This window comes from Gemmatimonadaceae bacterium (assembly GCA_036273715.1).
Lineage (GTDB): Bacteria > Gemmatimonadota > Gemmatimonadetes > Gemmatimonadales > Gemmatimonadaceae > JADGGM01.
Genome location: DASUHB010000034.1, coordinates 41,049 through 60,105, shown reverse-complemented (window position 1 = coordinate 60,105; position 19,057 = coordinate 41,049). Strand labels below are relative to the sequence as shown.

General features: G+C 70.0%; 17 protein-coding genes. 11 read left to right on the top strand and 6 right to left on the bottom strand.

Features of this window, described 5'->3' with window-relative positions:
- Positions 1–598: 598 nt before the first annotated feature.
- From VFW04_07940 to VFW04_07920, 5 genes are all read left to right on the top strand, one after another.
- Positions 599–1,819 (top strand): 4-hydroxy-3-methylbut-2-enyl diphosphate reductase, encoded by a 1,221-nt coding sequence (locus VFW04_07940; GenBank protein ID HEX5179242.1) that lies wholly within the window; start codon positions 599–601, stop codon positions 1,817–1,819.
- Positions 1,816–2,760, top strand: coding sequence for a hypothetical protein (locus VFW04_07935; protein HEX5179241.1), 945 nt, complete (start codon positions 1,816–1,818; stop codon positions 2,758–2,760). Before VFW04_07940 ends, VFW04_07935 begins: the two co-directional genes overlap by 4 nt.
- 6 nt (positions 2,761–2,766) lie before the next feature.
- The gene (locus VFW04_07930) at positions 2,767–3,888 is read left to right on the top strand and encodes an XdhC family protein (GenBank protein HEX5179240.1); all 1,122 of its coding nucleotides are present in this window, start codon (positions 2,767–2,769) and stop codon (positions 3,886–3,888) included.
- Positions 3,889–3,891: 3 nt separating this feature from the next.
- Complete coding sequence (locus VFW04_07925) at positions 3,892–4,515, top strand: nucleotidyltransferase family protein (GenBank protein ID HEX5179239.1); 624 nt, start codon at positions 3,892–3,894, stop codon at positions 4,513–4,515.
- 63 nt (positions 4,516–4,578) lie between these two features.
- Positions 4,579–4,917, top strand: coding sequence for a hypothetical protein (locus tag VFW04_07920; GenBank protein ID HEX5179238.1), 339 nt, complete (start codon positions 4,579–4,581; stop codon positions 4,915–4,917).
- Positions 4,918–4,932: 15 nt separating this feature from the next.
- Here VFW04_07920 and VFW04_07915 read toward each other — a convergent pair whose 3' ends face one another.
- A complete protein-coding gene (locus tag VFW04_07915) occupies positions 4,933–5,613 on the bottom strand; it encodes an FHA domain-containing protein (GenBank protein ID HEX5179237.1) in 681 nt (226 codons plus the stop codon).
- 221 nt (positions 5,614–5,834) lie between these two features.
- Here VFW04_07915 and VFW04_07910 point away from each other — a divergent pair, with 221 nt between their 5' ends.
- The 4 genes from VFW04_07910 to VFW04_07895 are packed head-to-tail and all read left to right on the top strand — an operon-like array spanning position 5,835 to position 9,519.
- Entirely contained in the window at positions 5,835–6,266 is a 432-nt protein-coding gene (locus tag VFW04_07910; protein HEX5179236.1) for a hypothetical protein, read from the top strand.
- Positions 6,267–6,313: 47 nt separating this feature from the next.
- Positions 6,314–8,230, top strand: a complete 1,917-nt coding sequence (locus tag VFW04_07905) for an ABC transporter ATP-binding protein (protein HEX5179235.1) — start codon at positions 6,314–6,316, stop codon at positions 8,228–8,230.
- Positions 8,231–8,257: 27 nt separating this feature from the next.
- Positions 8,258–8,761, top strand: a complete 504-nt coding sequence (locus tag VFW04_07900) for an SET domain-containing protein-lysine N-methyltransferase (GenBank protein ID HEX5179234.1) — start codon at positions 8,258–8,260, stop codon at positions 8,759–8,761.
- Entirely contained in the window at positions 8,665–9,519 is an 855-nt protein-coding gene (locus tag VFW04_07895) for a class I SAM-dependent methyltransferase (GenBank protein ID HEX5179233.1), read from the top strand. The genes VFW04_07900 and VFW04_07895 overlap by 97 nt, the downstream gene beginning before the upstream one ends.
- 22 nt (positions 9,520–9,541) lie before the next feature.
- Here VFW04_07895 and VFW04_07890 read toward each other — a convergent pair whose 3' ends face one another.
- Entirely contained in the window at positions 9,542–10,048 is a 507-nt protein-coding gene (locus tag VFW04_07890) for a hypothetical protein (protein HEX5179232.1), read from the bottom strand.
- A gap of 344 nt (positions 10,049–10,392) precedes the next feature.
- Here VFW04_07890 and VFW04_07885 point away from each other — a divergent pair, with 344 nt between their 5' ends.
- Positions 10,393–10,944, top strand: a complete 552-nt coding sequence (locus VFW04_07885; GenBank protein ID HEX5179231.1) for an LPXTG cell wall anchor domain-containing protein — start codon at positions 10,393–10,395, stop codon at positions 10,942–10,944.
- A 33-nt stretch (positions 10,945–10,977) separates the two neighbouring features.
- Here VFW04_07885 and VFW04_07880 read toward each other — a convergent pair whose 3' ends face one another.
- The 4 genes from VFW04_07880 to VFW04_07865 are packed head-to-tail and all read right to left on the bottom strand — an operon-like array spanning position 10,978 to position 17,649.
- Positions 10,978–14,223, bottom strand: coding sequence for an error-prone DNA polymerase (locus VFW04_07880; protein ID HEX5179230.1), 3,246 nt, complete (start codon positions 14,221–14,223; stop codon positions 10,978–10,980).
- Positions 14,216–15,658 (bottom strand): hypothetical protein, encoded by a 1,443-nt coding sequence (locus tag VFW04_07875; protein ID HEX5179229.1) that lies wholly within the window; start codon positions 15,656–15,658, stop codon positions 14,216–14,218. Before VFW04_07875 ends, VFW04_07880 begins: the two co-directional genes overlap by 8 nt.
- 7 nt (positions 15,659–15,665) lie before the next feature.
- Positions 15,666–16,526, bottom strand: coding sequence for a hypothetical protein (locus VFW04_07870; protein ID HEX5179228.1), 861 nt, complete (start codon positions 16,524–16,526; stop codon positions 15,666–15,668).
- A 7-nt stretch (positions 16,527–16,533) separates the two neighbouring features.
- Entirely contained in the window at positions 16,534–17,649 is a 1,116-nt protein-coding gene (locus tag VFW04_07865; protein ID HEX5179227.1) for a radical SAM protein, read from the bottom strand.
- Between the two features lie 150 nt (positions 17,650–17,799).
- Here VFW04_07865 and VFW04_07860 point away from each other — a divergent pair, with 150 nt between their 5' ends.
- Positions 17,800–19,041, top strand: a complete 1,242-nt coding sequence (locus VFW04_07860) for an ATP-binding protein (GenBank protein ID HEX5179226.1) — start codon at positions 17,800–17,802, stop codon at positions 19,039–19,041.
- Positions 19,042–19,057: the final 16 nt, after the last annotated feature.

Below are 19,057 nucleotides of genomic sequence, written 5' to 3'. Positions count from 1 at the left end.
GTGCTTGCGCCCGCCACGGGCAACCGCGCTTTCCCTCGACGCAGAACGATCGTTTCGTATTCCCTAACGCGTCACTCTCGTTCTCGGTTGAACTGTCGCTGCTTTTCGGAACTCTTCCGCGGGTTTCGTAGAGATGAGGTCTGCGGCATACTCAAGGGTGAGCAGCCGTCCCGCGTCGACCGTTCACGGTTCGCGGCGCCAGGCGCGGGCCCGTCGTTTCATGATCGAAGGGAAGGAGAACCTGAAGCGAGAACGAAAGCCATCGTGCTCGGCACGGCGAGGGCGTTGCCTAACGGATAGTCAAGGCGCTTTTGACACCAAGAGCGACCTCCACCGTCGATGCTGCCCCCGAGCCACCGCCCTCACGCCTCGAACCCAATAGATCGACCTCTCCTGTGAAAAAACACGCCGCCCGCGCGACCTCCCGCTAGGCCGTTGGTCTCCTGCAGCCGAGCGATCCGGGCCTTGTCCGACGTGTCGCGCCGTGTCCGCCCTTAGCAGTCCGTCCTTTGTCCGACGTGTCCGCGCCGTGTCCGCCTTTAGCAGTGCGTCCGCCCGTCCGCCTGTATTCCTGTCGCGATTCACTAGATTCCACTCCATGCCCGACCCCGCGGACTCGACCTACTTCCGAAAGGGTTTTGGCCTCAAAGCCGAGGTCGCAGCAACACTCGACTCGGACTACTCCGGTCGGCTCGTGGACCTCCTGCGCGAGCGTGAGTTCGTGCTCACCGCCGGCGACACCACGGTGCACCTGGCGCGCGAATTCGGCTTCTGCTACGGCGTCGAACGCGCGGTGGAGTACGCGTATCAAACGCGCGCCAAATTCCCCGACCACCGCGTCGTCCTGGTGGGCGAGATCATCCACAACCCGCACGTCAACGCGAAGCTGCGCGCAATGGGCGTCGAGATTCTGCTGCCGGAACCGGGCGGCGCCGGCTTCGACTACTCGCGCGTCACGCCGGACGACGTCGTGATCATTCCGGCGTTCGGGGTCACCATGCGGGACTTCGCGACGCTGCGCGACATCGGCTGCGTCGTGGTCGACACTACCTGCGGCTCGGTGCTGAACGTGTGGAAGCGCGTCGAGACCTACGCGCGCGATGGATTCACGGCGGTGATTCACGGCAAGCATTACCACGAGGAGACGCGCGCCACGGCGTCGCAGGTGCGGCGGCACGAGGGCGGCGCCTTTCTCATCGTGCGCGACATGGCGGAGGCACGCCAGGTATGCGACTACATCGAGGGCCGCGCCGCCCGCGACGCGTTCCTGGCGCGGTTCGCGCATGCGGCGTCGCCGGGCTTCGATCCGGACGTGCACCTGGCGCGTATCGGCGTGGCCAACCAGACCACGATGCTGGCCGGCGACTCGCTGGCCATCGCTGCTGCGTTAGGCGACGCGCTCGAGCGCGCGCACGGCGCGGCCTACCGCGCGGCCAACTTCCGATCGTTCGACACGATCTGCAGCGCGACGCAGGACCGCCAGGACGCGGTTGCGGCGCTGCTCGAGCAGCCGTTGGACGCGATGGTCGTCGTCGGCGGGTACAACTCGAGCAACACCCTCTCGCTGGCGGCGCTCTGCGCGCCGCGCGTGCCGACGTATCACGTGGAAGATGCGACGTGTCTGGACGCCGCATCGGGCACGATCCGGCACCGGCCGATCGGCGCCGGCCGCGACGTCGAGACGAGCGATTGGCTGGCGATGGCGGGCGCGGTGCACGTCGGCATCACGGCCGGCGCGAGCACGCCGAACAACAAAATCGGTGACGCGGTCGCGCGCATCTTCGCCACGCGCGGCATCGATCCCCGCGGCATCGCGTGAGCACCGCCACGGTTCCGTCCAGCGATTTCGGTTTCGCCGAGCTCAAGGCGGGCGGGACGCGCGTGGTCGTCGTGCCCGCGCTCGGCGGCAAGATCGTGTCGCTCGAGATCGGCGGCCGCGAGTGGCTGTGGCGCAGCCGGGCGCGCGCGTCGCGCCCCGCCGACGGCGCGTCGTACGAATCGGTGGGCGACACCGGCGGCATCGACGAATGCTTCCCGACCGTGGCGCCGTGCGTGCTGCCGTCGGCGGTCGCGCGCTACGGCGGACTCGCGCTCCCCGATCACGGTGAGCTGTGGTCGCAACCGAGCACGTTCGCGCTCGAGACGCGCGACGACGGCATGTACGCGTCGTGCGCGTGGGAGGGACGGCGCATGGCGTACCGGTTCGTGCGCGGGATCAGCGTGCGCGCGGCGGCGCCGGTGGAGCTGCGGTACCAACTGACCAACGACGGACGGGTGCCGCTGCCGTTCGTGTGGGCGTCGCGCGCGGTGTTTCCGTTAGACAAGGACACGCGGATCGTGCTCGCCGATGGGACGCGGGCCCGCGTCTGGTCGGCCCGGGGGATCGAGCTTGGGATCGGCGCGGAGATGCGGTGGCCGCGCGCGGTGGCGCGGGGACGCATGATCGATCTGTCGTCGCCAGACGCGGCCGGCCGCGCGTACTCGTGCACGGCGTACGTCGACGCATCGCGTGCGTCCGTCGAGCAGGGTGGCACTCGTCTCGAAGCGGTCCTGGATGGCGCCGTGCAGCCGTCGATGAGCGTGGCGATCGAGAAGCCGGGATGGTCGGCGTTCCGGCGCGCGGCCCCCCGGGTGGCGATCGCGCCGTCCATCGGCGCACCGGCGTCGCTCGCGGAGGCGCTGGGCTCGTGGCACGGCGCGGCGTGGGTGGACGCCGGCGCGACGCTCGAGTGGACCGTGACCTGGCGCGCCGTTGCCTAACGACCGATGACGCGGGCCGTGCCGGACGACGAGACCTTTGCCCAGCTCGATGCGCTCCAGCGGGGCGAGCGGCGGGTGGCGATGGCCACGCTCGTGTCGACGACGGGCACGACGCCGAAAAAAGAAGGCGCCAAGATGTGGGTGGGCGAAGACGGGCGCATTCGCGGATCGGTCACCATCGGCGGCTGCGTCGATGCGCAGGTGGTCGGCGTCTCGGACGACGTCTTGCGCTCGGCGACGCCGGCGCTGCTGTCGCTCTCGTTAGGCGACGAGGAGGCCTGGGACCTGGGCCTGACGTGCGGCGGGACGGTGGAGGTGCTCGTCGAGCCGGTGCAGCTCGACAACGATGCCGATCCGGTGGTCCTGGCCTACGGCGCCCTCCGCGGCGAAGCCGCAGCGGGCCGCCGCGCGGTGGCGGTGGTCCCGTTAGGCGACGGCGCGGCGGCCCCGAGGCGGCTCGTGGTGCGCGAGGATGGCACCGCCGCCGGGACGTTGGGCGATGCGGACCTCGACCGCGCCGCGGCGCAGCAGGCGCTGGACGTCATCGCGCACGGCGCCTCGCGCGCCGCGGCGGTCGAGGCCGGCGGCCGCCGCGCCCGGTGCTTCTTCGAGCTGCACGGACCAGCGACCACGCTGGTGCTGTTCGGCGCCGGCCAGGTGGCGATCCCGCTCGCGCGCTTCGCCAAAGGCCTGGGCTGGAACGTCATCCTCGTCGATGCCCGCGAGCGCTACGCGACGCGCGACCGGTTCCCCGATGCCGATGACATCAGGATCGGCGCGTTAGGCGAGATCGCGGAGCAGCTCCGCTACGATGCGTCGACGATCGTGATCCTCGTGGCGCACGACTACAAGTTCGAGCTGCCCGCCCTGCGCGTGGTGCTGGCGCAGCAACCGGCGTACATCGGCCTGTTGGGCAGCCGCCGCCGCGGCCGCGCGATCCTCGAGTTCCTGGCCGCCGACGGATTCGACGCCGCGAGTCTCGCCCGCGTCCACGTCCCCGTCGGCCTCGACATCGGCGCCCGCAGCGCGGCCGAGATCGCCCTGGCGGCGCTCGCCGAAGCCATCGCCGTCCGCACCGGACGGCCCGGCACACCGCTGCGCGCCGCCGCCGGCGCACCCTCTGCCTAACGCATGATCGCAGGCCTGGTGCTCGCCGCCGGCGCCTCCCGCCGCTTCGCCGACGGACGCGGCGCGCAGAAGCTCGTCGCGCCGGCAGCCGGCAAACCGGTCGTCCGTTGGACCGTCGAACGCGTCCTGGCATCGCGCGTCGACCACGTCGTCGTCGTCACCGGCTACGAACGCGATGCGGTGAAGGGCGCGCTGTCCAACCTGCGCGTTCGCCTCGTCCACAATCCGAACTACGCGCGCGGACTCGGCGCGTCGCTGGAGGCCGGCATCGCGGCGCTTCCGGCGGCCGTCACCGGCGCGATCATCGTGCTCGGCGATCAGCCGACCGTGTCCACAGCCGTGATCGACAAACTCGTCGACGCCTGGCACGAACGGCGCATGCCGATCGTCGCGCCGCTCTATTGCGGCGTGCGAGGGAATCCCGTGCTCTTCGCCGCGTCGGTGTTTCACGAGCTGCGCGCCGTCGGCGGCGATCGCGGCGCGCGCGACATCATCGCGCGATCGCCCGAACGAGTAACGCTGCTCGATGTCGACGCCGATATGCCGCTCGACGTGGACGATCGCGCGTCGCTCGACGCCGTCAGCCGCGCGCTCGCCGCCGAGCCTGCGGCGACGGGCCGCACATGAAACATTCGACCGCCGCGCGCGTACGGACTGATGTCTCGAACGCGCGCTTGGGAGCGCGGAATCATGATTGGTGTGTTGAAGGCGTTGTTGGGTACTGTACTCGGGCTCGCGCTGCTCGTGCCGGCCGCCATCATTCTCGGCGTCATCGGGCTGCCGGCTGTCGTCATTCTGGCTGTGCTCGCCGTTCCGGTGCTCGTCGTGCTGGCCGTGGTCGGCTTGCCGATTCTGCTGCTGCTCCTCGCGGCGGCAGCCGTGTTGGGCGTCGTGTTCGCCGTGCTGGGCGCCGTGCTGCAGGTGGGCGCGCTGACGCTCAAGCTGCTGCTCTTCGTCGCGCTGCCCCTGCTCGCGCTGGCGTGGCTGGTGAAGCATGTCGCGGCCGGAGCGCACCGCGAGCGCATCTGAGCGTTCGCCTAACGATCAGCTCGAGCGGAACAGGAGCACCAGTTCTCCCATTTCCACCGTGTCGCCGTCCTGCAGCCAGCGCACGCCCTCGGGCGTGTGCAGCACCTGGCCGTTCACCGCGGTCGGATTGGTCTGCGACAGGTTGATGATCTTCCAGCGTCCGCCCTCGTAGTGCAGGCGCGCCTGCTGCCGGCTCACCGTGGTGATCGGCAGGCGGATGTGCGTGCGGGGCGGACCTTCGCCGCGGCCGAGCGTGTAGTCCGCCGCGCTTCCGCCATCGACGCGCGGGAACCGAATGGCCTCGCCGCGATGCGGGCCGCCCGTGATCTCGAGGCGCCCGGGCAGATATCCGTTAGGCACGGCGCCGCCGCGCGGCATCTCGATCGTACGCCCGTCGGGCGGTGCGTACGGCCACGGCTCCGCCGGCGGCGGCTCATAGTTGCGCACTGGCTCCGGCGGCTGATACATCGGCGGGTACGCAGCCGCGCCGCTACTCCTTCCGAACGCGGCAGGTTTGAGCCGCGGCTCGCGCCGGTCGTGCACCTCGAACACGAGCGGCGGCAGCGCCTCGATCCGATGCGCTGCGCGCTTTCGCCGTACGATGATCACGGCGACAACGAGCGCCAGAATGGCGCATCCGACAAGAATCCACGTCGTCTGGTCCATCCCGGTTGCCCACGAAGGGAGTGCGTTCATGGTCTAGCTACCATGACTTGGGGGAACGGGCAAGACCCATTCCCTGCACAGGAATATTCACCCGCGGCAGGCGATTGGTTCCAGCGAGCTCAGCCACGTCAACGCGACCGCTTTCGCGACGCGCACCGCGGGGGCGCAGTCTCGAATAGATTGATTGCGTCCTCGCCGGCCGCTCGTTGTGGCCGCCGGCCGTCCGCGACCCGCGCCATCAGATTTTCTCTATGCCCAAAGACTTTCCCGATCACCACGACGCCGAGTTGGTCCTCCGCTTGTACGAGCTGCGTCGCGAGCCCACGATGCGAGTGTCGCGACAACAGATGCGGGAGTTTCTGCCCAAGTCGTACGAGGATCTCGCCGCCGTCACGAAAGCCGATCACCCGCTCAACGCGGCATATCGCCAGACGACGACGTACTGGGAGATGGTGTACGGCATGGCGCGCCACGGCATCATCCACTCAGACTTTCTCGCGGAGACGAGCGGCGAGGGCCTGTTGTTGTTCGCGAAGGTGAAGCCGCATCTCGAGCGCTATCGGAAAGAGATTTCCTCGCGCGCGTTCCGGAACGTCGAATGGTTCGTGTCGGACAGCGCGACGGCGCGCGACATCTTCGCGAATCAAACCGAGCGGATCGCCAAGCAGCTCGCCGCGAAGTAGCAGACAGCAGTGCGACCGCGGCCCACGGCGACGTCTATATTTCGGGAATGATGACAACCCCAGCCACGCGGATCGCGCACGAGCAGCGCCGGGCCGCACCCGGTGCGTCGCGGGCGCCGTCGGAAAAAAAGAAAGTCGACATGAGCAACGCCTGGGCCGAGGCGCGCGAGCTGATCTGGCGGAATCGCAGCCAGGTGTCGCTGGGTCTGGGGTTGATGTTGATCAATCGCCTCGCGGGCCTGGTGCTGCCGGCGAGCCCCAAGCTGCTCATCGACCGCGTGATCGGCAAACACCAGGTCAACCTGCTGATGCCGATCGCGTTAGTCGTGGTGGTCGCGACGCTGGTGCAGGCCGGCACCACCTTCGCGCTCTCACAAGTGATGAGCGTGGCGGCGCAGCGCGCGATCGCCGAAATGCGCAAGCGAGTCAATCAGCACGTGCTGCGGTTGCCGGTGTCCTACTTCGACGGGACGCAGACGGGCATTCTCATCTCCCGCATCCTGAACGACGCCGAAGGCATCCGCAATCTCGTGGGCACCGGGCTCGTGCAGTTGAGCGGAGGCCTGGTGACCGCGGTGCTTGCGTTAGGCGTGCTCTTCTGGCTCAACTGGTCGCTCACCACCATCACGCTGCTCATCCTGATCACCTTCGGCGGAGGCATGGCGATGGCGTTCACGAAGCTGCGCCCGATCTTCCGCGAGCGCAGCGTGATCACCGCCGACGTCACGGGCCGCCTCAGCCAGTCGTTGAGCGGCATCCGCGTGGTCAAGACGTACATCGCCGAGCGCCGCGAACAGCTCGTCTTCGCGCGCGGCGTGCACAGGCTGCTGCGCAACATTGCGCGCACGATCACCGGCGTGTCGGCGCTCACCGCGTTCACCACGCTCATCGTCGGCGCCGTCGGTGTGTTGATGATCGTGGTGGGCGGCCACGCGATTCTCGCCGGCACGATGACGCTCGGCGATTTCGTGACGTACGTGCTGTTCATCGGCCTGGTCGCTGCTCCGTTGGTCCAGATCGCGTCGATCGGCACGCAGATCAGCGAGGCGTTCGCGGGGCTCGACCGCATCCGCGAGATCCGGATGATGGCCACCGAAGACGAGCACGACGCCGAGCGCGGCCGCGTGCCCGACGTGGAAGGCGACGTGCGGTTCGAGGATGTGAGTTTCTCGTACGCCGAGAACGTCCCGGTGCTGCGCGACATCTCGTTCCACGCGCCGGCGGGATCGACCACCGCGCTCGTCGGCTCGAGCGGCGCCGGAAAGAGCACGCTCATCAGCCTCATCATGGCGTTCAACCATCCGCAGTCGGGGCGCATTCTGATCGACGGACGCGACCTGGCGGACTTGCGGTTAGGCGAATATCGCTCGCACCTCGGCGTGGTGCTGCAAGACAACTTTCTGTTCGACGGCACCGTCGCCGAGAACATCGGCTTCTCCAAGCCCGGTGCGTCGGCGGAGGAGATCAGGGCCGCCGCACGCGCCGCGCACTGCGACGAGTTCATCAGCCGGTTCACCGACGGCTACGAGACAGTGGTGGGCGAGCGGGGCGTGCGGTTGTCGGGTGGCGAGCGCCAGCGCGTCGCGATCGCACGCGCGATTCTGGCCGATCCGCGCATCCTGATTCTCGACGAAGCCACGTCGAGCCTCGACAGCGAAAGCGAGGCGCTGATCCGCGACGGACTGCGCCGGCTGCGCCGCGGCCGGACGACGTTCGTGATCGCGCACCGCCTCTCGACGATCGCCAGCGCGGATCAGATCCTGGTGCTCGAGGAAGGCCGCATCGTTGAGCGCGGCACACAGGACCAGCTGCTCGCGGCGCACGGCCGCTACCGCCAACTCTACGACAAGCAATACGGGTTGGAGGTCGACCGTTTCGTCAATCCGGGCGAGGATTTCACGCCGGACGAATCGTTAGGCAAGGAGCTGCCGCGCGTCCGCGTGACGCCCGACCGGTCGCTCTGAGCCGCTGCTCCCCCAGTCGTTCCATTCATGCCCAGCCCATCGCGCAATCCGTATTTCGAGCTTCGACGCTCGACCATCCAAGGCCGCGGCGCGTTCGCGCGCCGCAAGATCCGCAAAGGCACGCGCATCATCGAGTACACGGGCGAGCGCGTGTCGCACGAGGAAGCGGACCGCCGCTACGACGACGAGCACATGAAGCGCCACCACACGTTCCTGTTCACGCTCGATCGCAAGACGTGCATCGATGCTGCCGTGAACGGGAACGACGCGCGCTTCATCAATCATTCGTGCGATCCGAACTGCGAAGCGGTGATCGACGGCGCCCACATCTACATCGAGGCGCTGCGCACCATTCAGCCCGGCGAAGAGCTGGTGTACGACTACCAGTACGAGCGCGAGGACGATGCGACCGACGATGACGAGAAGCTCTATCCGTGCCGGTGCGGATCGCCGAAATGCCGGGGCACCATCCTCGCGCCGCGCTCGCGAAAAAAGAACGGGACATCCCGCCGGGCGGCCCGCGGCGCCTAACGCATGGCGTGAGCGCGTTCGCGGATCGGTTCTCGCGGCAGGCCGCCGCGTACGCCAGCTTCCGGCCCAGGTACCCGGATGCGCTGTTCGCCTGGCTGGCGAGTCTCGCGCCGGGCGCGGCGAGGGCCTGGGACTGCGCGACCGGGAACGGGCAGGCGGCGACCGGGCTCGCCTCGCGCGTCGACCGGGTTCTGGCCACCGATGCCAGCGCGCCGCAGCTCGCCCACGCCCAACGGTTGCCTAACGTCCACTATGTGCGCATGACGGCCGAGGCGGCCGCGCTGGCGTCGGGTTCTGTGGACGTGGTGACGGTCGCCCAGGCGCTCCACTGGTTCGACATTCCGCGATTTTTCGCGGAGGTCCAGCGGGTGCTCCGGCCGGGCGGTATCGTGGCGGCGTGGTGCTATTCGCTCATCCGCATCGCGCCGGCGATCGACCAGGTCATCGACCACTATTACTTCGAGACGCTCCGCCACGCCTGGGCGCCCGAGCGCGCGCTCGTCGACCGCGCCTACCGGGGCGTGCCGTTCCCGTTCGACGAGATTGCCGCGCCGGCGATGGCGATCGTGGCGTCGTTGACGCGCGACCAGGTGATCGGCTATTTGCGCACGTGGTCGGCGACGCGCGTGTTGCAGGAGCGAGAAGGGCGCGATCCGGTGCTCGATGTGGAGCAGGCGATCGCGCCCGTCTGGCCCGATGCGCACGCACGGCTGGACGTGCGCTGGCCCTTGTCGTTCCGCGTCGGACGCGCCGCGTGAGGCGCGCGGGCGCCGGCTTCCGTTAGTCGGTCGGTTGGTCGATCCCGCGAAATGCGACGAGCACGTCGGACTCGTCGCGGCCGTTGATGAGCCGGTACTGATAGTCCGGCCGCTCGGCGATGGGCGCGAACCGCACGATCACGTAGTCGCCTGCCTTCCACTGCTCGACGCGCGGGCGGTCGCTCAACGCCACTTTCCAGCGGGTGCCGTCATCCAGCACGATGTACCCGGCGCCGTCGCCCACCGCCTGCACCCGTATTGCGCCGACGACGTTCTCGTAGGCCGTCGTATCGTCGGTGCGCTGCGACACGCGGCTGTTGGCGTCGCGCATCATTGCGAGGGAACCGACGCGGTCGCCGCGGGTGCCGGCGCTGCCCAACGAGTCGCTCGGAGGCGTCGCAAGCGTCGCGCCTGACGAGTCGGCGCGAGACGACGACGCGACGTAAGTTGGGCTGGATTGCGCGAGCGACGTCGCGGCGGGAACGGCGACGAGCGCCGCGAGCGCGCCGGCAACACGAAGTGCTCTCATGACTTCCTCCCGCTTTGGGCGGCGCTCGCCGGTGCGGTCACCAGGCCGGCATCGGAGCTCGGCGTCGCGTGCACTTCCCTAAGGTATCCGGCGGCGTGGAAAGTGGAGGAGGGGGTGTTTCAGCCCGTCGCGAGCCCTGTAACGTTTTTTTTCCCTCGCGTCTTGTTTTTTTCCTCGTTTGGCATTTCCTTAGCAGTGGTTCGGCGCGCCGGCGGTTAGCTCGATTTCCGATGCCGGTGTCGGGGTCCTTGGGTGGGTGGTTTCCGCGACGAGCAGTTCCTGCCACGCGTCGCGGCGGGACAGCCGGCTGATTTCCCCGCAGTCCGTTCTTCTCCGAGTTCACAATGCAGCTTCGAAAAACCGTTGCGGCGGCTTCGCTGGCGCTCATCGTGAGCAGTACGCTCGCGGTGACTGCGCGCGCGCAGGTCTGCGAGTGCAAGTTCCCCGAGTCGAACGAGAGTGGTTCCGTGGCCGGCGCGTTCGGCGGCGGTCTGTTCGCGGGGTTGGTGGCGGCGGTGCTCCATATCAAGCACACGCACGAGGCGTCGCTCCAGCCGCGCGTCGATCCATTCACGGCTGATCCTGTGGGTGTTGCGCCGGTTGTGGAGACGGCCACCGGCGAGGTTGCGAACAGCGACTCGACCGCTCCGGCGGCGGGCGGTCCGGAGGCGGATCGTGCGCGTGCGGCGGGTTCGGGGCCGGCGTCGCCGCACGTCCGGCGCTACGCGGCCGGTCGGCCGCCGCGGCTGACGGCGGATGAGGCGATGCAGGAAGGCCTGGTGCCGCCCAAGACGGCGACGATGATGCCGGCCTATGCGCTGATCGGGTTAGGCTCGCTGCTCCTGGGCTTGTTTCTGGTGCGGCAGCGGACGAGCCATCGGCGCCGGCGGTACTGAGCGTTCCGGCCGGCGCATCGGCCGGCCGTATGCCTAACGGAAATCGTGCGGGCGGATGCCCTCGGCGCCGACGTCGAAGCGCAGGGCGCGAAACACCTCGCCGCGCAGATTGACCACGCGCTGCTCCACCTGCAGCGCGCCGCGCACGAGCAGGAGCGGCGCCGTGGTGATGAGCAGCGCCTGCCGTTCGAACTGCTTCGGCGTCACGACCACGTTCAGCAGCCCGGTCTCGTCCTCGAGCGTGAGGAAGACGAATCCCTTGGCGGTGCCCGGCCGCTGCCGGCAGATCACGAGGCCCGCCATCGCGACGTTTCGTGCGCCATCGGGGAGCGCGAGGACCTCGCGCGCCGTGTGCACTCCGTTAGGCGTGAGAATCGGCCGCAGGTGCTTGAGCGGGTGGCCGTGGAACGACACGCCGGTGAGGCGGTAGTCGGCGGCGGTGAGCTCGAGCGTCGACATGGCCGGCACGCTCGCCGGCACGTCGAGCTTGGGGCGGTTGGGCGCCAGCGCGCCGGCTTCGCCGCGGAACGTTTCGAGCATCCGCCAGATCGCGGCGCGCCGCCGGCGGGCATCCGGTTCGTCGGGCACGAAGCCGTCCAACGCACCCGACTCGGCCACCGCGCGGAGCGCGCGGCGGTCCAGCCCCGATCGCCTAACGAAGTCGGCGATGGACTGGAACGGCCCGCCGGTGCGCAGCGCGGCGTCCAGCAGGTCCCGCGACCGGGATCCCAGTCCCTTGATGAGCCGGAAGCCGAGCCGCACGGCGGGGGACGCCGTGGGCGTCGCCGGGTCGCGCTCCAGCGTGCACTCGAAGGCCGAGCGCGAGGCATCGACGGGGCGAATGGGCACGCCGTGGCGGCGCGCATCTTCGATGATCGTGCCGGGCGAGTAGAAGCCCATCGGTTGGGCATTGAGGATCGCCGCCGTGAACTCGGGTGCGTAGTAGTGCTTGAGGTAGGCGCTCGCGTACACGAGCAACGCGAAGCTCGCGGCGTGCGATTCGGGGAAGCCGTAGTCGGCGAAGGCATTGATCTGCTTGTAAATCCGGCGGGCGGTTTCTTCGGGAATCCCGTTGCGCTTCATGCCCTCGATGAGCCGCTCGCAGATCGCGGCCATGCGCTCGTGGCTCCGCTTGTGCCCCATCGCGCGTCGTAAGGCATCGGCTTCGCCGGGCGTGAAGCCGGCGGCGGCGATCGCCACCTGCATCCCCTGCTCCTGAAACAGCGGGACGCCTAACGTGCGCTCGAGGATCGGCGCGACAGACGGGTGCGGGTAGGTGACGGCTTCCTCGTTGGCGCGGCGCCGGAGGTACGGGTGCACCATCTCGCCCTGGATGGGACCCGGCCTGATGATCGCGACTTCGACGACCAGGTCGTAGAAGCACCGCGGTTTGAGCCGCGGCAGCGTGTTCATCTGCGCGCGGCTTTCGACCTGGAAGACGCCGATCGTATCGGCGCGGCAGAGGTCGTCGTACACCGCCTGGTCGGTGTAGTCGAGTCGGGCGAGGTCGACGGTGTGGCCGCGCGTGTCGCGGATGTAGCGCAGACAGTCCTGGATGAGCGTGAGCATGCCCAGTCCCAGAAGATCGATCTTGACGAGGCCCATGATTTCGACGTCGTCCTTTTCCCATTGGATGACGGTGCGGGCCTCCATGGCGGCGGGCTCGATGGGCACGACGTGCGAGAGCGGCTCTTCCGTTAGGACGAAGCCGCCGACGTGGATCGAGCGGTGGCGCGGAATGCGGCGCAGGCCGCGGACGATCGCGGGGAGCGCGCGGACGCGGCGGTCGGCGGCATCGAGCGACGCCGCGGCGGCGTCGGTGTCGGGCATGGGAAACGGGGACCGCGCGGGCGCGTCGGGCCTGGCGTGGTCTTCGTCCTGGAACCGGTCGCTGTGGAGGGACAGCGCATCGGCCTGCTCGACGGAAAAGCCCAACACGCGCGCGGCATCGCGGATCGCGGACTTCGTGCGGTAGGTGATTTGCTCGCACACCATGGCGGCGTGTTCGCGGCCGTAGCGGTCGTACACGTACTGGAGCACGCGCTCGCGGTCGCGGTGGGCGAAGTCGATGTCGATGTCGGGGGCGCCTTCGCGGTCTTCGCTCAGGAAGCGCTCGAAGAGCAGGCCTAACTTGACCGGGTCGACGGCGGTAATGCCGAGGCAGAAGCAGACCACCGAGTTGGCGGCGGAGCCGCGGCCCTGGCAGAGGATGCCCTCGCGCCGCGAGAAGCGCACGATGTCCCAGACGATCAGAAAGTAGCCGGCCATGCCGAGCTTGCGGATGATGTCGAGCTCGTGGGCGATCTGGGCGCGATAGGCCGCCGCGTCCCTGAATCCGGGGATGCGTTCCGCCGCCCCGGCTTCGACCAGCCGGGCCAGGTACTCATCGGCGGTGACGCCCGGGGGGAGCGGGAATTTCGGCAGGGTGGGTTCGAGCTCGTACATCCGGAACGCACAGCGCTCGGCGATGTCGCGCGTGGCGCGCAGCCCCTCGGGGTACTGCTGCCAGCGGCGCGCCATCTGCCGCGCGCTCTTCAAGTACCATTCGCCGTTAGGCCTGAGGCGCGTGCCCATCGTGTCGAGCGTGCGCTGGTGGCGGAGGGAGACGAGCACGTCGTGCACGATCCGCCCGCGGGGCTCGGCGTAGTGCACGTCGTTGGTCACTACCCAGGGGATGTCGAGGGCGCGCGCGATCGCCATGAGCTGCGGGACGAGTCGCCGTTCGTCGTCGAGACCGTGGTCCCAGCATTCGATGGCGACCTGGCCGGCGAAGATGTCGAGCAGCGTGGCCGCGGCCTCGCATGCTCCGTCGGGGTCGCCGCGTGCGATGCGGCGCGGCACCCATCCACGTGGGCATCCCGTGAGCGCGAAGAGGCCGGCGGCGTGTCGGGCCACGACGTCGAGCGACACGCCGGGCTGGCCGCGGCCGCTTTCCATGCGCGCGCGGGTGATGATCGTGGACAGGTTGGCGTACCCCTCGCGCGTCGCGGCGAGGAGCACGAGGTGGGAGTCATCGGCGTCGGGCGGCGCCTCGTGCCTCACGGTGATTTCGGCGCCGATGATGCCGCCTAACCCGACGTCGTCGGCGGCCTGGGCGAAGGCGACGGCCCCGCCTAACTCATCGTGGTCGGTGAGGGCGAGCGCGGAGAAGCCCAGGCGGTGCGCGCGGGCCACGAGCGCATCGGGGTGCGAGGCGCCGTCGAGCAGGGAATACGCGGAGTGGCAGTGGAGCTCGACGTATTCGGCGTTGGGCCCGGGCGCGGCGCGCGGCTCAGTCATACCAGCCCTGCACGAACCAGGCGTCGCGTTCGCGGAACAACACGAGCTCCATGCCGTCGCCTTCGCCCTGCCAGTACGTGCGGCGGTACCGGTCGTCGCGCCACCAGTCGCCCGACAAGCGCTCGGGGCCGGTCACGTGCGCGAGCGCGATGCGGCGTCCGCGCCAGCGCACGGCGCGCGGCGCGTCGCCGTCGCAGGCGACTTGGGCCGGCTCCGGCGTCTCGAGCAGGCGCAGGGCGCTGCGGTCGCCATCGGCGTTTGGGGCATCGGGCGCGCCGGCGCCATCATCGTCGGCGGCGGATCCGGCGCCGTCCGACACCCAGGCGCCGGCGCGTTCCGGTGCGTGCGCGTCGCGCGCGACGGGTTGGACCACGCCGTCTGCGCCTAACTCAGCGCGCAGCCGTGCGAGCGCGGCGTCGATGGCGGACGGGTCGCGCCATTCGCTGGCGAGCAGGTCGCCCTGCTCGCCGGTGAGCGGCGCCGTGGCGGTGATCGACACGCGGACGCCGCAGGCGGGCGCGGTGAGCGGCCATCGTTCGAGCAACGCGCGGCAGTGGTCGAACAGGTGGGCGGCGCGGGCCGTTGGGCGCGGGATGCGGGTTTCGCGCGTCACCGTGTGGGCCCGCGCGCCGGCCTGGGGCATGGCGCTCCGCGCGTCGTCGAGCGTGAGGGTGATCGCGACGACGGCGGCGGCGCGCCCATCGGCCACGAGCGCCGACGCGAGAGAGTCCAACGCCGCGCGGACGAGGAACAACACGGGTTCCATGGTCGGCGTGGACGCGGCGAGCTCGGCATCCACAGTGCGCGGCGCGGCGGGGCGGGAGAGGACGGGGCGGCGATCGTCTTCGCCGCGCGCGAGGCGCCAGGCGGCGAGTCCGACGTCGCCCCAGCGGCGTTCGACGTCGTCCGGTTCGAGGGCGGCGAGCGCGCCGGCGTCGCGCATGCCCAGCGCGGCGAGCGTCTCGCGCATCTCGTCATCCATGGGGATGAGGGCGAGCGGGGCGCGGGCCAGGTAGCGGGCGTCGCCGCCTAACGGGATGCGCACGGGGCCGGTGGTGGCGCCCACGGCCCAGGTGGCGGCGCGCGCGGCGACGCACGAGCCGGCGATGGCCACGCGCGCTTTGGGGTGCCAGCGCCCGGCGAGGCTCGCGAGCGCGCGGGCGAGCGCGCGCTCGCCGCCTAACGCATCGAAGCCCGTCGCGCCCACCCACCACAGGCCCGGCTCGCCGGCGACCGGCGTCACCTGGGGGCTGGCAGCAAGGAGCGCCGCCGTGACGGCGGTGGCCTCGGCAATGATCGTATCATCATACCACTGGAGGACCGTCAGCTCCGCGCACACCGCCCGCGCTTCGGGCACCGTCATGCCGGGCCGCACGCGCGCGCGCGACGCCGCCGACGACACGGCCCGCAGCCGCGTTCCATCCACCAGTGCCAAGGGCTGTTCATCCCACACCGGCGCCCACGAGCTGCTCGGCGAACTCGGGCGGCTCGGCGGCGCGCCGGGAGCGGGCGAGGACGGGGCGCGCCGCCGGCTCGCCGGCGTTAGGCATTCGGCGCCCGCTGCGCGGGCGCTCCACGCCGCGGCGATCGGGAACCTCGGGATGCGGACACACGCGACGCGCCACACTGACGACATACTCGACCTCCACGGTTGTTCGACGTCCTCCTTTCTCGATCGTGATGGCAATCGCGTGTCGTCGTCGTTGTCGCGTGCGCGCGAGGCGGAGCCGGAGCGCGCCGGCGAGCCGCGAGCCCGGCGCGGCATCGCCCACGCCGGTCACCACCAGCGCGGTATTCGTGTCGTGCGCCAACCGGAGGAGCCGCGTGGCCACCGGCGGCGAGAGCGGCGGCGCGCCGTCGAGCACCACGAGCGCGAACGCCCCGCCGCGCAGCAGGACGTCGGCGCACCACGCCCCGCGCGCCGGATCGCGCGGCCGCACCACCCAGAACCCATCGCCCGCGCCGAGCGATGCCCAGTCGCGCGGGGCGAGAGCACGCGCGGCGTCCACGTAGGCCACGCCTAACCCGCGGCGCACGGTGGCGTGGGCCAGCTCGCGGAGGAGCGTCGTCTTCCCGCTGCCGTACCGGCCGAGGAGCTCGGTGAGCCGGCCGCGGGGCACGCCGTGCTTGGCCAGCGCGGCGTCGAGCGCGGCGATGCCCGTGGAAAGCCCCGTCGCCGCGGCGGGCGATGCGTCGTTCGGCAACAGCTTGCGCAGCTCGGCCACCGCGCGGCGGCGCTCGGCGGCACTCGCGATGACCGGCGACGCGACGGCCGGAACGAGCGCGGATGCGGCTGCCGTCATGGCCGGCTCACAACGCCAGCGAGAGCTGCAGACCGGCCTCGGACGCCGCGTCGGTCTCGCCCGACGTGTCGTTAGGCGAATCGGCGGCCTCGGCCTCGGCCTCGGCGTCGTCGCCCTCGTAGGTTTTGCGGCGCAGGCCGTGCGCGCGGCAGAGCCGGGCCATGAGCGCCGCCAGCCGCTCGCGATAGAGGTCGCCCGGGAGATACGCGTGCGCATACGCGCGCGCGTAGCGCGGCGCGAGCTCCGGAAACTCCTGGGCGATGAACGGGAGATACCGCTTGCGCGCCTCGTGCTGCAACCGCAGCGCCCCCGTCGAGATGTGCGACGCCCCCGCGTCGGCCACACACCTCACCAGCGCCTCGAGATCGCGCGGATGATCGGTGATGCCCGGCAGCACCGGCATGCAGTTCACGCTCACCGCCACGCCGGCGTCGTGCAGCCGCGCGATCGCCCGCAGCCGCGCATCCGGCGTCGGCGCACGCGGCTCGAGCCGGCGCGCCAACGACCGGTTCACCGTGATCAACGACACGTGCACGCTGATCGCCGAATGCCGGGCGATGCGCGCCAGCACGTCCACGTCGCGAGTGACTAACGGACTCTTGGTGGTGATCGAGACGTGCAGCCCGGGATGCTCGGCCAGCACCTCGAGAATGCCGCGCGTGATCGCGAACCGGCGCTCGGCCGGCTGATACGGATCCGTCGCCGTTCCGATGGCGATCCAGTCGCCTTCGGCGAGCGCGCGGAAACGATCGCTCCCATGGCGAAGCGTGCGCGCCAGCAACTCGGGCCCGTTGCGCTTGACGAAGATGTGGCGCTCGAACGCCAACCAAGGCGGAATGCGCCCTCCCCCGACATCCTGCTCGGCGGCACCGGTCAGCCGGTCGGCGGCGGTGGCGCGCTCCATCACGTAACGGTGCGCGTAGCGGGCATAGCAGTACGCGCACCCGAACGCGCAGCCGATGTAGGGGTTGATCGACCAGAACCCCATCCCCGTAATCTCGGGCCCGTTGATGATGCTCCGGGCATGGCTGCCGTAGTACGTGATGTCGCGCTGCTCGCCGATGACCGGCAATTGGCGGAGAGAGCGTTCGACGGCGGCTGAAAAAAGAGCGGGCTGCTGCATAAGACTGCTGGGGGTTGCGGGGAAACGATGATACCGAATAGATACCGAAGAGACAAGAGACACTCCAGGGGCGATTTGCCCCTCAGGAGCAGCTTACTAAGCGGTTGCTTAGTAAGGTGGCACTACGCGACAGCACCCGCGAGACCTCTCATGGCCGAGAATCCGTTCCGCATCCACGGGCTCGTCACCGGCGAATTCTTCACCGACCGCGTCGCCGAGCTCACGCGCATCCGCGACGCCCTCCGGCGGCCGGCGAGCAAACTGCTCGTCTACGGCTACCGCCGCATGGGCAAGAGCTCGGCGCTCGCGCTGGCGGTCGAGCAGGTGAACCGCCAGCGCGGCCACGCTTTCGTGGCCGACCTGTCCACGGCATCGACCGTGGCCGACGTCTCCACCCGCATCCTCCAGGGCGCGGCCGCTGCGTTAGGCAAACGGTGGAAGAACGTGGCGGCCGACCTCGCGTCGCGGCTCCAGGCCACCGTCTCGCTCACGCACGACCGCGCCAGCGGACTCCTCCTGCCCAGCATCTCGCTGCAGCTCCGCCGCGCCGACCTCGAGGACCAGCGGGCCACGTTAGGCAGCGTGCTCGATGCGGTGAACGATCTGGCGCGCGATCGCGGCGCGACCATCGGGCTCGTGCTCGACGAATTCCAGGACATCGCCCGCTTCGGCGGCGAGGACGCCGAGTGGCATCTGCGCGGCATCATCCAGCGCCACGACCACGTGAGCTACGTGCTCGCCGGTTCCAAACCGCATCTCATTCGCCGCATGATCGAGCCGGGCCGCGCGTTCTACGACATGCTCGATGTGCTCTACTTCGGCCCGATCGACCCCGGCTACTTCGCCTCGTGGATCGAACAGCGGATGCGCGGCGCCGGCGTGACGTGTGAGGGCGTCGGCGCACGCATCATGGAGATCGCGGGGCCGCGCACCCGCGACATCACGCAGGTTGCACGCACCTGCTTCGATCGCACCGCCGCCGCCGGGAAAGCAGACGCGGGCGACGCCGACCTCGCGTTCGCCGACGGCGTGGCCGAGCGCGACGATGCGTTCGCCGATTTCTGGCAGCAGCTCACGCCACATCAGCAGAACGTGCTGCGCGCGCTCGCGGTCGCCGGCGAAGGACTCACGTCGGCCGAGACGAGCGGCCGCTTCGGGCTCGCGTCGAGCAGCGCAGTGTCGCAGGCGCTGGCCGCGCTGGTCGATGCCGGACGCCTCATCCGGGAGGAGCGCGGCGCGCGGTACGAATTCGACAGCCCGTTCTTGCGCGGGTGGGTGGTGTCGCGTGCGCTGCCCGACATCGGCATCACGCTGCCGGTGACGTTTCGCGTGCCGGCGGTCGCCGGCGCCGTAGCCGCCTTGCCAAGGCGGGTCACGGAGGCGAGCGTTTAGCCAACGCCGCCACCCA